The sequence below is a fragment of the Acinetobacter sp. ANC 5054 genome, from assembly GCF_002135295.1.
Lineage (GTDB): Bacteria > Pseudomonadota > Gammaproteobacteria > Pseudomonadales > Moraxellaceae > Acinetobacter.
Genome location: NZ_NEGG01000002.1, coordinates 277,766 through 293,208 on the forward strand (window position 1 = coordinate 277,766; position 15,443 = coordinate 293,208).

General features: G+C 39.3%; 12 protein-coding genes. 5 read left to right on the plus strand and 7 right to left on the minus strand.

The window, feature by feature from the left end; genetic code table 11:
- Positions 1 to 140: 140 nt before the first annotated feature.
- Complete coding sequence (gene serC, locus B9T33_RS03650; RefSeq protein ID WP_086177618.1) at positions 141 to 1,220, minus strand: 3-phosphoserine/phosphohydroxythreonine transaminase; 1,080 nt, start codon at positions 1,218 to 1,220, stop codon at positions 141 to 143.
- A 344-nt stretch (positions 1,221 to 1,564) separates the two neighbouring features.
- On the opposite strand from serC, the gene B9T33_RS03655 reads away from it, so the two are divergent.
- From B9T33_RS03655 to B9T33_RS03670, 4 genes are read left to right on the plus strand one after another with little or no spacing between them, the layout of a single operon-like run.
- Complete coding sequence (locus tag B9T33_RS03655; RefSeq protein WP_086177592.1) at positions 1,565 to 3,049, plus strand: TolC family protein; 1,485 nt, start codon at positions 1,565 to 1,567, stop codon at positions 3,047 to 3,049.
- A gap of 15 nt (positions 3,050 to 3,064) precedes the next feature.
- Positions 3,065 to 4,270, plus strand: coding sequence for an HlyD family secretion protein (locus B9T33_RS03660; RefSeq protein WP_416202579.1), 1,206 nt, complete (start codon positions 3,065 to 3,067; stop codon positions 4,268 to 4,270).
- A complete protein-coding gene (locus B9T33_RS03665) occupies positions 4,271 to 5,401 on the plus strand; it encodes an ABC transporter permease (protein ID WP_086177594.1) in 1,131 nt (376 codons plus the stop codon). It begins immediately after the preceding gene.
- A gap of 5 nt (positions 5,402 to 5,406) precedes the next feature.
- Entirely contained in the window at positions 5,407 to 6,525 is a 1,119-nt protein-coding gene (locus B9T33_RS03670) for an ABC transporter permease (protein ID WP_086177619.1), read from the plus strand.
- Between the two features lie 84 nt (positions 6,526 to 6,609).
- Here the strand turns inward: B9T33_RS03670 and B9T33_RS03675 are convergent, their stop codons facing one another.
- Entirely contained in the window at positions 6,610 to 7,161 is a 552-nt protein-coding gene (locus B9T33_RS03675) for a hypothetical protein (RefSeq protein ID WP_086177595.1), read from the minus strand.
- A 462-nt stretch (positions 7,162 to 7,623) separates the two neighbouring features.
- Here B9T33_RS03675 and gltP point away from each other — a divergent pair, with 462 nt between their 5' ends.
- Positions 7,624 to 9,006, plus strand: a complete 1,383-nt coding sequence (gltP, locus tag B9T33_RS03680; RefSeq protein ID WP_228145774.1) for a glutamate/aspartate:proton symporter GltP — start codon at positions 7,624 to 7,626, stop codon at positions 9,004 to 9,006.
- A 99-nt stretch (positions 9,007 to 9,105) separates the two neighbouring features.
- Here the strand turns inward: gltP and B9T33_RS03685 are convergent, their stop codons facing one another.
- From B9T33_RS03685 to B9T33_RS03705, 5 genes are all read right to left on the minus strand, one after another.
- Complete coding sequence (locus B9T33_RS03685) at positions 9,106 to 9,465, minus strand: hypothetical protein (protein ID WP_086177596.1); 360 nt, start codon at positions 9,463 to 9,465, stop codon at positions 9,106 to 9,108.
- 248 nt (positions 9,466 to 9,713) lie between these two features.
- Entirely contained in the window at positions 9,714 to 10,154 is a 441-nt protein-coding gene (locus tag B9T33_RS03690) for a DUF3887 domain-containing protein (RefSeq protein ID WP_086177597.1), read from the minus strand.
- An 87-nt stretch (positions 10,155 to 10,241) separates the two neighbouring features.
- On the minus strand, positions 10,242 to 13,226 hold the full coding sequence (gene gyrA, locus B9T33_RS03695; protein WP_086177598.1) for a DNA gyrase subunit A: 2,985 nt from the start codon (positions 13,224 to 13,226) through the stop codon (positions 10,242 to 10,244).
- A gap of 268 nt (positions 13,227 to 13,494) precedes the next feature.
- Positions 13,495 to 14,127, minus strand: coding sequence for a hypothetical protein (locus tag B9T33_RS03700; RefSeq protein ID WP_086177599.1), 633 nt, complete (start codon positions 14,125 to 14,127; stop codon positions 13,495 to 13,497).
- Positions 14,128 to 14,439: 312 nt separating this feature from the next.
- Positions 14,440 to 15,372 (minus strand): electron transfer flavoprotein subunit alpha/FixB family protein, encoded by a 933-nt coding sequence (locus tag B9T33_RS03705; protein WP_086177600.1) that lies wholly within the window; start codon positions 15,370 to 15,372, stop codon positions 14,440 to 14,442.
- Positions 15,373 to 15,443 lie beyond the last annotated feature (71 nt).

The window sequence follows — 15,443 nt, forward strand, 5'->3', positions numbered from 1 at the left end:
TCTCGATATCAAATCGAGCCTATGTCATGCTTATTTTTTATTTTAGGCATGCTGATTTGTGCATACATACTACATACTTTTTTTATCTAACCTATTCAAATAAAAAACCGGCAATTGCCGGTTTTTTTATACTTCAAGAATTATGCATTGCGTTTTGCAAAGTCATCCATAAAGTTAACTAATGCTTGTACGCCTTCAAGCGGTACGGCATTGTAAATACTTGCACGCATACCACCCACTGAACGGTGACCTGCTAAGTTAAGCAAATGGTTTTCTTCAGCTTCTTTCAAAAATTGTTTTTCTAACTCAGGATTTGCCAAAGTAAATGGTACGTTCATAATTGAACGGAATTCTTTCGCAATCGGGTTTGCATAAAAATCGCTAGAGTCGATATAACCATAAAGAAGTTCAGCTTTTGCCATATTTGCTTTATGAATCGCCTCTACCCCACCTTGTTCAAGTAACCATTCAAAAACAAGACCTGATAAATACCAAGCATAGGTTGATGGTGTATTCACCATTGAATCATTTTTGGCTTGTGCTGAATATTTTAAAATACTTGGAACTTCAGCTTTTGCTTGATCTAATAAATCATCACGAATAATGACAAGAGTTAAGCCCGCAGGACCAATATTTTTCTGCGCGCCTGCGTAGATTAAACCAAATTTAGACACGTCTAATGGTGCAGATAAAATGCTTGATGAAAAGTCAGCAACCAGTGGTTTATCAGTTTCTGGAATTTTCGAAAATTGAATACCACCGATCGTTTCATTATCAGCATAGTGCACATAAGCAGCATCGTCAGATAAGTTCCAAGTGCTTTGGTCTGTAATCGCAAGTTTACCGTCAATTTTGGTACCTGCTTCGATCACATTGATGTCGCCATAGCGTTGAGCTTCTTTCAACGCTTTTTCTGACCAAATACCCGTATGGATATAATCTGCTTTGCTATTTTTACCTAAAAGGTTCAATGGAATGGCAGAGAATTGAAGTGATGCACCACCTTGAAGGAACAGAACTTTATAATTGTCTGGAATATTCATGAGTTTACGCAGGTCAGCTTCCGCTTTTTCTGCAACAGCGACATAGTCTTTGCTACGGTGGCTCATTTCCATGATCGAAAGACCTTTGCCTTGCCAGTCAAGCATTTCAGCCTGAGCTTTTTCTAAAACGGCAGTTGGTAATGCAGCAGGACCAGCACAGAAGTTGTACGCGCGCATGATTTTTCCTTTCAAAGTGAAACACAATAAAATGATGGCATTTAACCACATCTCGCCCATGCTTGCAGTAGATAAAACTGAAAATATTTCAATGCTGTCTGACATTTAAAGTCAAAATATCAATCAACCGTCATTTTATAACTAAGTGTTTTAATTTATTTATTTTACTGATACTTTTTATTCATTCAGATCATGCATATTTTGAGCATTTTTCCTTCACATTGAGCTCAATTAAATTATGTATTTTCTTTACATATGTATATGAAACAATACAACAACTTAGTGGTTTTCTCATTTAATTAACAACGTCTATAATGATGCCATACCTGATGTGAGTGTATTTCATGGCCCTATTTCAAACCAATAAATCGAAATTAAGACCACATTTAATTTCAGGATTATGCTTTGCACTAGGAACTCTGGGTTTAGTGTGTAGCCAAACAGCGCTTGCCCAAAGTATCAGTTATGCCCAAGCTGAAAAAGATTTATTAACTAATTCTTATAGTAGTCAAGCAAACCAAGCACTACAGCAGTCAGCTCAATTACATGCACAAGCCATGAAAGGTTTAGGTTTACCTCGTGTTGATTTAAATGTACGCGCTTATGCTTTTCATAATGAATTGGATGTACCCTTAGGTGCACTCAAGAATAATTTAGAACAAACACTGAGTAATGGTATTAATGACAAAATTGATGAGATGCTTCCGAGTGATCTCGCTGATCCGTTAAAAGAAAGCATTCAACAACCGATTCGTGATGGTGTTGGACTCATCCCCGACTCGTCACAAGTGGTACTTGATGATCAGGTGATTCGCCCAACTGTTTCAGTCATGATGCCTATCTACACAGGTGGCTTGACTTCCAGCGCCAAAGAAATTGCCAATATCCAAGCACAGCGCAGTGAACTCAATACAGAACAGCAACAAGATGTACAACGCTTTGAGCTCATCCAAGCGTATTTCAATGCCCAATTGCAGAAGAAACTTTTAGACAGTAGCCGATTTAATTTACAGGCCATGCAACAACATTATGACAATGCTTTAAAAATGGAAAAGCAAGGCTTTATTAGTAAAGGTCAGCGCATGCAATTTGAAGTTGCCAAAAATAATGCACAGCGTGGTTATCAAAATACCGAAGCAAATTTACGCTCCAGTTTGTTTAAATTAAATAATCTAATGCAAAGTAGTGATATTACTGACCTAAGCACCCCACTATTTATTAACCAGCAAAATAATCAAAATTTAATGGCGTTGCTCAAAACCTATCAGGACCAATCCAGTTTAATTCGTAAGATGCAAATGGATACACAACTCGCCAATGCCAATGTGAAAGCCCAAAGCGCTGCGAAAAAGCCCAATGTTTTTGCTTTTGGTGAATATAGTCTAGATGACAAACAAAACTGGATTGTCGGTGTTGCCGCTCGTTACAACCTATTTTCAGGCATTGATAAAAATAAGACCGTTCAAGCCGCTGAATTACAACGCTATGCCACAAAATTGATGACGGAACGTACCAAGCAAGAAGTTGAAAGTGTCATTTATACTTCATTTAATGAAGCTGGCAGCGCGCAGCAAAGCCATTTATTGTTAGCGCAAAATGTTAAAGCGGCACAAGAAAATTTAAGAATTCAACAACTCTCATTTAAAGAAGATATGGGCACAGCAACTCAAGTCATTGATGCCCAAAATTCCCTCAATGCGTTGCAAAGTGAAATGGCATTGAATGCCTATAAATACGTGATGTCACTTGCGACTTTACTGCAAAGCCACGGTTCTATTAATCAATTCCAAAGCTATGTCAATCAACCACACACAGATTACATCCGTTAAACTTAGATTGGGGAAATACATATGAATCAGGAATCAACTGATCAACCAAAAGATACCTCAACTGAGGATGAATCATCTGTTGTATCAACCAATGATAAGGATGTAAAAGCGCCTGTGGTCGAAGATAGAGATACGCAAAATGAAATAGCAACGGATATAAAGCCGACTGAATCTGTTAATCCAACGCCTCAACAAGAGGATACCCCTACTCCCCCACCAACAGACCAAGATAAAAAATCTGCACTGATAAAAATAGCCATCGGCATTATTTTGATTCTACTTTTAGCGTTGATCGCATTTGGCTTATGGAAAAGTTATCAACCCAAACAGGTCGAGTTACAAGGCCGCGTAGAAGCAGAAACCATTCATATCAGTACCAAAGTGCCAAGTCGTATTGAAGAAATTTATGTGCATGATGGTGAAAAAGTACGTGCAGGTCAGGAGTTGGTTCGACTGACTAGCCCAGAAGTTTCAGCAAAGAAACAGCAAGCCTTAGCTGCACTTCAGTCCGCTCAAGCTTTACAATCGACTGCTGAACGTGGTTCTCAGCAAGAAAATATCGATAGTTTATATGCCAACTGGCAGAGCTTAAAAGCACAGCAACAATTGGCGCAAACCACTTATCAACGTGGACAAAACCTTTTCAAAGAAGGCGTTATTTCACGCCAACGCCGTGATGAAATGCAAGCTGCCGCCATTTCTGCTGCACAAATGACCGAAGCTTCATATCAACAATATCTACGTGCTCAACGTGGCAGTACACCGCAGCAACAAAGCTCTGCTGATGCACAAGTCAAAATTGCTCAAGCTGCTTTGGATGAAGCCAATGCCTTAGAAGCTGAAACCAAATTATTTGCACCATCTGCCGGTACTATTTCAAAAACCTATGGCAAAGTATCAGAACTAGTGGCAATGGGTGTCCCTGTGGTGAGCCTAATTCAAGATGATAGTCTTTGGATCAGTCTGAATGTTCGTGAAGACCAATATGCCCAAGTTTATAAAGCCAAATCACTTGAGGGTTTTATTCCAGCCCTGAATCGTTCAGCACAATTTAATATCGACCATATTGAAGCTGAAGGTGAATTTGCCACCATCAAAACCACGCGCCAAACGGGTGGTTATGACATTCGAAGTTTCAAAATCCAGCTTAAACCTGCACAAGCCATTCCAGATTTAAAAGTCGGCATGAGTGTTTTGTTTAAGATTGAAGAGACTAAATAAATGTTTGCTGGCATTTGGCGCGAACTGAACTATTTGCTTCGACACAAATGGGATTTGTGTCTCGTCACCCTTGCACCTGCATTTGTCATTTTGTTGTTTAGCTCCATGTTTGCTCAGGGTAAACCTGATCATTTACCTATTGCCATTGTTGACCAAGATCAAAGTGCTTTAAGCCGCAATATCACTCAATTTTCACGTTTGAATCATACATTGCATGTTGAAACTATTACCCCGAGCATGGATGAAGCAGAGCGCTTACTGAATCAAACTCAAATTTGGGGCTATATTCATATTCCTGCGGGTGCTGAACAGCGTTTCGTGCAAGCTAAAGATGCCGAAATTAGTATTGCCTATAACCAAAGTTATTTTAGTGTTGGCAACAGTATTTCCTCTGCCATGCTGCTTAGCACTTTACAAGCCATGGCAGATTTTAGTGGTCACAATTACCTAGAAAATAAAATTCCATATTTAGATGCACCAACACCGAATGTTAAAATTTCGCCCTTATTTAACCCAGGTTTAAATTATGAGTTCTATTTAGAACCTTACATGGTTCCTGCCATTCTTCATCTACTGCTCTGCTGTTGTGTGGCATTTTCAGTTGGACAAGAATTAAAATTTGCTACGACTCGACAATGGGTCAATTCAAGCAGCCTATTTCGTGCATTAATTTCTAAAAATTTTACTTATATTTTGATTTTTTGCTTTTGGACTTGGGCTTGGATGTTTTGGCTCATTGAAGTTCGTGGATGGTTTGTGCAAGGTTCACTCTGGCTGATTTTAATAGCACAATTCTTTTTCTTTAGTGCCTATGCTTTTATTAGTACCACAGTCGTGCTTGCCACACGGGATCTAGCCAAATCTTTTGGTTTTATTGCGGTATATGGCGGCTCTTCTTTAAGTTTTGCTGGCGTGACCTTACCTTTGAATAATGCACCTATGTTCACCAAGTTTTGGGCCAATATTATTCCCTATACCCCTTATGCAAAATTACAAACTGAACAATGGGTCATCGGTAGTCCACTTTCTATCTCTTTCATACCTTTAATCACATTAATTATTTATTGTGGGTTCTACTTGATGGTCGCCTACTTTTTTTTACGTAAAGTCTTTGCGGAGGCTTCTACATGAAAATGATGAATACACGATGGGCACGTTTTTGGCAAAACAATCTGCAAACATTTAAAGACATTGTTAAAAATACATCGATTTTTACCACATTAATATTGTCAGTCTTTCTGTACAGTTTTTTCTACCCGATTGCCTATCAAGCCGAACATGCTGAGTCACTACCCATCATTGTGGTCGATGAAGAACAAAGCATGCTGACAAATACGATCATCAGTGCCGTTGAACACAGCCCAAATGTGGAAATTCGTGCTGTGACAGGGAACTTTGCTGAAGCAGAACAGATGATTCGAACTCAGCAAGCTGATGGTATTTTGCTATTACCCAGCAATTTATCCAATAGTATTCGTCGCGGTGAAACAGGCGGTATTGGTTTATATTTAAGTGCGGCAAACTTCTTAAAAACCCAGAAAATTGGATTAGGTCTAGCTGCTTCCATGGAAAGTGCACTAGCCGAACAAGCTGAAAAATTCCAAAATATTTCTGATTTTAGCCCTGCGCTATCAATCCACAAAATTCCGTTATTCAATCCTTTATCGGGTTATGGCAGTTATATATTCCCTGCTGTTGCACCACTAATTATCCATCAAACCATATTTTTGGGCTTATGTATGCTCATAGCAACATACCGCCAAAACTCCCAATGGAGACCCAGCTATGCTCAATTTTGGGCAATCTTTTTTAGCATATTAACGATAGGTACTTTGGGCTGCCTATATTTATTTGGTTTCACGTTTTGGTTGAATGATTATCCACGGGGCGGAAATTTCTGGGGCATGCTGATTGCTGTACCCATCTTTTTAAGCTGTATCATTGCGATGACCATGTTTTTAGCAACGTTCTTAGATATGCCTGAACGCGCGGGACATATCATTGTCTTTACCTCCATTCCGCTTTTCCTACTCTCTGGGACAGCATGGCCACATGCAGCGATGCCTGAGTGGATGCAAGCATTTGCCAACTTCCTACCGTCTACGCAAGGAATTCAGATGTTTATTCAACTCAACCAAATGGGTGTACCGACCAGTTTAGTGGTTCCTAAAATGATCTATTTGACAGCTTTTGCTGCGATTTGTTTATGTCTTGCGATCTGGCGTTTGAAATACGCAAAATTACCTAAAGCTTAATTTTTTTAGCCTTTCATCTAGTCATCACGCATGACTAGATTTGATATAGGGTTAATTGGCTTCCAAGCTTAATCTATATATCAATTAACTATAACCTGAAGGTGTAATTGCCGATGCTTCATCAATGGCTTGCGCCTCCGCACTGTCTCCAGTATTAATTTCAGTAATCAAACTATCGTCTTCTAATTTATTGGGACCATTTTCAATCCAAACACCTCTAACCAAGTCCCCACCATCATGCCCACTAAACACCACACTCATATACACATCCTTTTGCGGATAGGTATATTTATAGACAATGACTGTAGTTTTGCCCTCGGTTGGATTGATAGCAGCCGTATGTTTGATCACTTCGACTTCAGCGTTTTGTTCCGTATCTGGAATCATCTGATACATCGTTTCAAAAATGGCTTTATCTTTTAGCAGTATTTCTTGTACATTTTGTTCGACCAAGGAGATAAATTTGGTTAGGTCTTTATTTTCTAAAGCGCTATAAACCTCTGCTGCTTTTATTTTTTGCGCAGTCGTCTCATCAGGCACGACCTCTTCAATTTTATCAATTAGAAAATTACCGATTTTGTCACAAGCAGTTAAAGGCACAATTAAACAAAGTGTCAAGATAAGCTTCTGGATCATTACTGGCGGCCTCAATTTATTGTTGATTTTATAAAGTGTAAAAGTCACTTATATTTTAAAAATTTCAATTAGAAATTATGCTGATTAATTTATTGAATGATTATAAAGCAAACTACTAAGCGTCTTATAGGCTTTTATCTTCAAATTCAGCATTATTTGAAATGAGTCCATATTTTTCCATTTCTTTAAGTTTGTATATTTATAACTCTTTTTTATTTATTAAATTAATTAAACCACAAGTTAATATCGACTAAACAAATAAAACTGATAATTAATCGAACAAACAGTTTGGTATTTATCAAAATTATTAGCTGAATTCTCAGATTGATTGCAAAATATTATCGTATTTTATCTCCCAATTTATTCAGAACCTTTTGTCTGGCCGATCCTGTCTGTCTGCAACACTAGTTTCGTGGATGACTGTGGGCTTTTTTCTCCCAAATCTGACATAAGAGCTTATGTATGAAAAAGATTAAGGTGAGCCTTGCCTGGCAAATCGTGATTGCACTCATTCTAGGTATACTTGTTGGTGCTTTCCTACACTATTCTCCTGAATATCGTGATTCTTTAGTTAATAATTTTTTAACTCCACTGGGTTCAATCTTTATTAATCTGATTAAGATGATTGTTATTCCGCTTGTAGTTTCAATGCTTATTTTAGGCATTGCAAATTCAAGCCATGGTAGCAACTTAGGTAAACTTGGTTTCAAAACAATTATTTATTTTGAAATTATAACTACAATTGCGATCTTAGTCGGACTTGTAGCAGCCAACGTATTCCAGCCTGGTGCCGGCATTGATATGTCTGCATTGACGCAAGTCGATATTTCAAAGTATCAAGAAACAACACATGAAGTTAGCGAACACTCTCATGGTTTGGTTCAAACGATACTTTCACTTATTCCATCAAACTTCTTTGCAGCATTGACAAGTGGTCAAATGCTTCCAATCATCTTCTTTTCTGTGATGTTTGGCGTGGGCTTAGGTGCTCTCGATCAAGAAGTAAAACAGCCTTTAATTAAAGTGTTGACTGCTGTTTCTGAAACTATGTTCAAAGTGACGCACATGATTATGCTATTTGCACCTGTTGGTGTATTTGGTTTGATTGCTGCGACTGTTGCAAACTTTGGTTTTAGCTCACTGTTGCCTTTACTTAAATTGGCCGCGTTAGTTTATGGTGCGATCTTCTTCTTTATTTTCGTTGTATTGGGTGCTGTCGCTAAATTCTGTGGTTTCAGCATTTGGGCTATTATTAAAATCTTAAAAGATGAATTAATTTTAGCTTATTCAACTGCAAGTTCAGAAACTGTATTGCCTCGTATTATGGAAAAAATGGAAGCATATGGTGCTCCAAAACCAATTACCAGTTTCGTTATTCCAATTGGGTATTCATTTAATCTCGATGGTTCTACGCTTTATCAAAGTATTGCGGCTATTTTCATTGCACAACTTTATGGCATTGATTTAAGTATTACTCAGCAAGTGATTTTAGTACTTACCTTAATGATTACCTCTAAAGGTATTGCAGGTGTTCCAGGCGTGTCCTTTGTGGTTCTACTTGCAACGCTTGGTAGTGTTGGGATTCCACTTGAAGGCTTGGCATTTATTGCAGGTATTGACCGTATTTTAGATATGGCACGTACTGTATTAAACGTGATTGGTAACGCCTTGGCTGTTCTTGTGATCAGCAAATGGGAAGGTCAATTTGATTATGAAAAGCAAAAGAATTATTTTGCTTTGCTTGTTGGCGAAACAGCCGCTCCTGTTAGCGCTGAATTGGACAACGTTTCAGCACCATCATCAAATCAGGATGATCACGACAAGCATATGAACAATGCATCGTAATTAATTTTTTAAAAAAAAGGACGCCAAAGCGTCCTTTTTTTATCTTTAAATTTTGATAATTCAAAGCATTTTTTAAGTATCAATATTACGTATAGTCAATTAACTAGATGTACTGTGCTGCACATCTACCCACAATCCTACAACGTCATCCCCACCTTCATGCCCTTGGTAAACTACGGAGAGCAGCACTATCTCTTCTGGATAGATATAAGCATAATCAATTTTAGTAATTTCACCAGCGGACTGTTCATCTATCTGCGCCACTGCAACAATTTCAGCTTGATCTAAAAAGTAATTCGGCAAAATCCCATAAACATGATTTAAAGCATCAGGATTCTGCAAGAAAGCTGCTCTCACATTCGGCTCAACCAGAGCCATAATTTTCTCACTATTTCGATCAATTAAAGCTTCAAACAAAATTGCCGATTTACTATTTTGCTGTGCACTGGCTGCAATCATCATCATTCCACTATACTTTTACTCTTTTTTTACTGTAGCACAATGCCGCGCTTAAACATGTATTCATACCATTCTGTAAGCTTATTTACCCTCTTAGCATTGTTGTCTATACCTCCATTCATTACCATGCCATCCAATATTCCAATCCCTAAAAGCAGGTTTTTTCTGCAATAAAAAAGGACACCTCAGCATCCTTTAAATTTTGGATTTTTATTCTATTGAATCCTACAAAAACAGCGAATTTAGTTCTAAATTTTCTCACCAAAAACAGAAACGCTTAAGTCTCGAATTTTGTCACTGCCGCCTGCTTTATCAAAGCTGACATCATACTGAACCAAGTTCTTTTCATATGCATATTCATAGGTCACCGTATATTTACTTGGCTGACCTGTAGATTTCACCATTTTTTTTGCCACAATTTTCTTAGTTTTATACTCTGCTTTAGGCAAGCCGCGTGCAAATTTATGCATCTGTTTTTCATTGCCATTAAACTTTGCCTGCAGTTCTGGTTCTAAGCGCGTCATTAACTGATCAAAATTCTGTGCACGCAAATCATCATAGGCACTTTGTGCGGCCTGAGCTTGAGATGTGCTTGGATCTGGCAGCGCATTCATTGCCTGCTGTCCCATTTTGTCACAACCGCTTAGCGCCAACACAGACGCCAATAACACATAATTTCGTTTTAACATCTTTATCTATTACCTATATTTTTGACTAAGCACCTTGCCGAGATAGAAAAAAGGACGCCGTAGCGCCCTCTTTATCAAATCAAAAACTTAGTCTTCTTCAGGCTCATTCAAGTCTGATTCATTTTCAGTTTGATCCATAATTGTTGAATCACCGACCAATTGCTCAGTTTCAATTGCATCCACTTCTTCAAAAGTGTCGTCTTCTTCCACTGCTTCAATTGATACAACACCTACAAGTAGTTCTTCATTACCTAAACGGATTAGACGAACACCTTGGGCATTACGACCAGTCTGAGCCACTTCTGCTGCACGCGTACGTACTAAAGTACCGCCATCAGAAATCAGCATCAATTCTTTTGTCTCATCGATAGCAACTGCACCAACCAACTGACCGTTACGCTCAGAGGTTTTAATGGCAATAACACCTTTACCGCCACGTTTTTTGGTTGGGAAGTCATCTACAGGAGTACGTTTACCATAACCATTTTCAGAAGCACAAAGGACTTCACCAGTTTCTGGAACAACGACCAATGACACAATGCGGCTGATCAGTGTTGAATCTGAATTATCTTCATCATCTGAATCTACTTCAGCGTCGTCAGCCTCTTCTGCTTGAGCAGCTGCACCAATGGTGACACGCATACCACGTACACCCTTCGCAGAACGACCCATTGAACGTACATCAGTTTCTGCAAAACGAATTGCTTTACCTTCGTTTGAGAACAACATAATTTGCTGTTCGCCGTCGGTAATCGCCACACCAATTAAGGTATCGTCGCCATTCAATTCGATTGCACGAAGACCATTTGAACGAACATTTGAGAATTGCTCAAGTTCGACACGTTTAATCGTACCGTATTCTGTTGCCATGAATACGTAGAAATTTTTACGTACCGCTTCGGCTTGTTGTGCAAAATCATTGATGATTTCGTCATCAAGATCAGTCGTAGAAAGTTCTAGACCAAGCTGTTTCAACTGAATGCGTAATGAATCAGATAAATCATCTGCGCCATCTTCAGATTCAGCCAATGCTGCTTCAAGTTCAACAAAATGACCATTGATCACTTCATTCGTTCGAAGTTGAGCGCCATTTGCTTTCACAAATGCTTTAAAGTCAGCCAAACGTTCTTTGAATTTCTTCGGTGCATCAACTACCGGTAAAATCGCGGTAATTGTTTCGCTTTCGTCCAGTGGCAATAAGTTCACCATTGGGCGACCTTTAGCACCACGAGATGCCTGAGGTACTTCATACACTTTCAAGCGGTACACTTTACCTACGTTAGTAAAGCAAAGTACAGTCGCATGGTTCGATGTCACAATCAGATGTTGAATGTAATCATCTTCTTTCATTGAAGTTGCAGACTTACCACGTCCACCACGGCGCTGTGCTGCGTAGTCTGACAATGGTTGAGTTTTTGCATAACCTGATTTAGAAACGGTCAATACCATTTGCTCTTCAGGAATTAAATCTTCACGAGAGAAATCAATACGTGATTCAACGATGTCTGTACGACGTGCATCACCATATTGTTGAAGGATTAATGCTAATTCTTCACGAATCACATTCATCAACAAATTAAAGTCATTCAAGATCGCTGTGTATTCAGCAATTTGAGCTAAAATTTCGCTATATTCCGCTTGTAACTTGTCTTGTTCTAGACCTGTTAAACGGTGTAAACGTAACTCAAGAATCGCGCCAACTTGCGTTGGAGAAAGACGGTAAACATCACCATCAATACCAAACGGACGGCTCTTATCTTCGCCTTCAATTTCATCAGGACGTACAGACACTGCACCTGCTTTTTCAAGGAGTGCAGCAACACCACCAGCAGCCCACTCACCTGCTTGTAAACGCTCACGCGCCTCGCTCGGGTTTGCAGATGTTTTGATGGTTTCAATAATTTGGTCGATGTTGGCTAATGCAACGGTCAAACCTTCTAAGATATGACCACGTTCGCGTGCTTTGCGCAATTCAAACATCGTACGACGTGTAACCACTTCTTGGCGATGTCGAATGAATGCAGCAATAATATCTTTTAAGTTCATCAACTTCGGTTGGCCATTGTCTAGGCAAACCATGTTGATGCTGAAAGAGTTTTCTAACTGAGTATTTTGGAAAAGGTTATTTACAATCACTTCAGCGTTTTCACCACGCTTCAAATCAATTGCAATACGCATCCCGTCTTTATCTGACTCATCACGAAGTTCAGAAATACCTTCAAGCTTTTTCTCTTTCACTAACTCAGCAATACGCTCAATGGTTTTCGCTTTGTTAACTTGATATGGAATTTCAGTGAAGACAATCGTGCTACGGCCCGTTTTTTGGTCTTCTTCAATGTGATATTTACCACGAATATGCAAACGGCCTTTACCTGTACGGTAAGCATCAACAATGCCTGATTTACCGTAAATGATACCGCCTGTCGGGAAGTCAGGACCAGAAATGTGTTCCATCAACCCTTCAATGCTGATTTGCGGGTTATTGGCATAGGCCAAACACGCATTAATGACTTCTGTCATGTTATGCGGTGCCATATTGGTTGCCATACCGACAGCAATACCTGCAACACCGTTAATCAACAAGTTTGGTACGCGCGTTGGCATAACCTGTGGAATACGTTCAGAACCGTCGTAGTTGTCTTCCCACTCTACGGTATCTTTTTCAAGATCAGCCAATAGTTCGTGAGTTAATTTACGCATACGGACTTCGGTATAACGCATTGCTGCTGCACTGTCACCATCGACAGAACCGAAGTTACCCTGACCATCAACCAACTGATAGCGTAAGCTGAAATCCTGAGCCATACGAACAATTGTTTCGTATACAGCTGAGTCACCATGTGGGTGATATTTACCGATGACGTCACCGACTACACGGGCAGACTTTTTGTAAGCTTTGTTGTAGTCATTGCCCAATTCGTGCATTGCAAAAAGCACACGACGATGAACAGGTTTAAGACCATCTCGGACATCTGGCAAAGCACGTGAAACAATCACGCTCATTGCATAATCGAGATATGAGCTCTTCAGTTCATCCTCAATGGCAATCGGTCTAATTTCCGATACGCTCATGCATACTCCTTGTTATACAAGCAGAATTCTGCCCGCATTTATATATCGTAAAACCTGTAAAAATTGGTTCGAAATATTGAACCAATATTAAAAATCAAGTCGGACAGTATAGCATAAATAGCCACGTTTTTGTGCCAAACATCTTGCACTATAACCATGATTTTTTGTATTTAATTCATCCAATTTTCAAAATACACACAATAAAAAAGCCGCATATTCTAGCGGCTTTTTGGGGATCGAAATCCATGCAAAATAAATGTGATTTATATCACTCTTTATAAAATTGTAAGCTATGCAGCTCATCGAAAACATGATCTTGTTGCATGATCGGATAAGCAACCAAAAACAATCCAATAATTAGTGGAAATTCATAAACTTCCTCGATTAAATCTTTGTACATCATGTCATGCAAGAAAAACGGTGCCAGATAACGGCTATGTTCAACCGCATCAGATACGACTAAACCTACGACAACCAATAGGACTGCCCAAAAGGACAAATGGACTGTTTTAAACTTATGCGCAATCTCAGCACGTAAATGTGGTGAAAACAGCATGAAAACCACTGGCGCGATCATCAAGACTGAAATCATGCGGAAATATGGTTTAGGGATATCTGGAAAATAATCACGTCCCCAACTGATACTGCGACCAAAGAGCAGTAACCACCAAGCAACAGCCCAAAGCCAAAATTGTTTTTTACCATCTTCCATTTCAAGTGGTCGAAGATAAAAGAAACTAAACACACCAAAGAAAAGCAATAGCAATGCTTGGACTGATTCAACTGCTGTGACAGTCATTCCATCAAATAAAGGGAAAGAAATATTTTGCAAAAAAGGAAAAAGCAAACAGCAGATCATCAGTACCAATGCACTCACTGGTAACTGAAAATCGAATTTCACAGGGAGACTCCGCCTAAAATGGCAAGATCAATAAAAAAGCAATGTTAACATAAAACATACAAAGCTTTAAGCTTCTTTTAAGTTTCGCTCATTAGTTAAATAACAGACCAACCCTGGTTTTATAAAAAATGTATTCAAGATATTGTTTTTAAATATTTTATTTAATTCTTATAGTGCTAAGCACAAAGGCAATTTACATTCTAATTGTAGCTACCCTAATTTTCTAAGCCCAATAAAAAACGCCCCTAGGCTAAGCAAAAAATAAATACTTTTCTGCTAGCCCAAGAGCGTTTTGAGTACGATGTACCTAAATTAGATTTTTGAAACTAATTCAGGAACAACAGTATTCAAATCACCGACTAACCAGTAGTCAGCTACTGCATTAATTGGTGCTTCTTCGTCTTTGTTGATCGCTACGATCACTTTAGACTCTTTCATACCTGCCAAATGCTGAATCGCACCTGAGATACCGACAGCGATATACAGTTCTGGCGCAACGATTTTACCCGTTTGACCTACTTGCATATCGTTTGGTACGAAGCCAGCATCTACTGCAGCACGTGACGCGCCTTGAGCAGCACCAAGCTTGTCCGCTAATGGGTCAAGTACAGTGTGATAGTTTTCACCTGAACCTACACCGCGACCACCAGATACGACAATACGAGCAGCTGTTAATTCTGGACGTTCAGATTTAACGATTTCTTCGTTAATGAACTTAGAAATACCCGCATCACCAGCAGAAGCCAAAGCTTCAACTGCAGCAGAACCGCCTTCCGCAGCAACTGCATCAAATGCAGTACCACGTACAGTTGCAACAACGATTGATTCGTCAGATTGAACTGTAGCAATTGCGTTACCTGCATAGATAGGACGCTTGAATGTATTTGCTGAATCTACTGCAGTAATGTCAGTGATCATGCTTACATCAAGAAGTGCAGCTGCGCGAGGCAGAATGTTTTTACCAGTTGTTGTAGACGCAGCAAGAATGTGCGAATAGCCAGAACCGATAGAAGCAACTAACTTCGCTACGTTTTCAGCCAATTGGTTTGCATAAGCTGCGTCGTCAGCTAACAATACTTTGCTTACGCCCGCAACTTTAGCCGCTTGGTCAGCAACAGCTTGTGCGCCTGAACCAGCTACCAATACAGTGATATCACCACCGATTTTTTGCGCTGCAGCAACAACGTTTAAAGTTGCACCGTTTAGTGCTTTGTTGTCGTGCTCAGCGATAACTAAAATACTCATGATTTTATCCTTCTGTATTAGATCACTTTCGCTTCGTTTTTCAATTTTTCTACAAGCTCGTCTACAGACTT

Excerpts from the sequence above, each read along its gene's own strand:
- serC (WP_086177618.1), bottom strand. The coding sequence starts at position 1,220 with ATGCGCGCGTACAACTTCTGTGCTGGTCCTGCTGCATTACCAACTGCC.
- B9T33_RS03655 (WP_086177592.1), top strand. The coding sequence starts at position 1,565 with ATGGCCCTATTTCAAACCAATAAATCGAAATTAAGACCACATTTAATT.
- B9T33_RS03665 (WP_086177594.1), top strand. The coding sequence starts at position 4,271 with ATGTTTGCTGGCATTTGGCGCGAACTGAACTATTTGCTTCGACACAAA.
- B9T33_RS03670 (WP_086177619.1), top strand. The coding sequence starts at position 5,407 with ATGAATACACGATGGGCACGTTTTTGGCAAAACAATCTGCAAACATTT.
- B9T33_RS03675 (WP_086177595.1), bottom strand. The coding sequence starts at position 7,161 with ATGATCCAGAAGCTTATCTTGACACTTTGTTTAATTGTGCCTTTAACT.
- gltP (WP_228145774.1), top strand. The coding sequence starts at position 7,624 with ATGAAAAAGATTAAGGTGAGCCTTGCCTGGCAAATCGTGATTGCACTC.
- B9T33_RS03685 (WP_086177596.1), bottom strand. The coding sequence starts at position 9,465 with ATGATTGCAGCCAGTGCACAGCAAAATAGTAAATCGGCAATTTTGTTT.
- B9T33_RS03690 (WP_086177597.1), bottom strand. The coding sequence starts at position 10,154 with ATGTTAAAACGAAATTATGTGTTATTGGCGTCTGTGTTGGCGCTAAGC.
- gyrA (WP_086177598.1), bottom strand. The coding sequence starts at position 13,226 with ATGAGCGTATCGGAAATTAGACCGATTGCCATTGAGGATGAACTGAAG.
- B9T33_RS03705 (WP_086177600.1), bottom strand. The coding sequence starts at position 15,372 with ATGAGTATTTTAGTTATCGCTGAGCACGACAACAAAGCACTAAACGGT.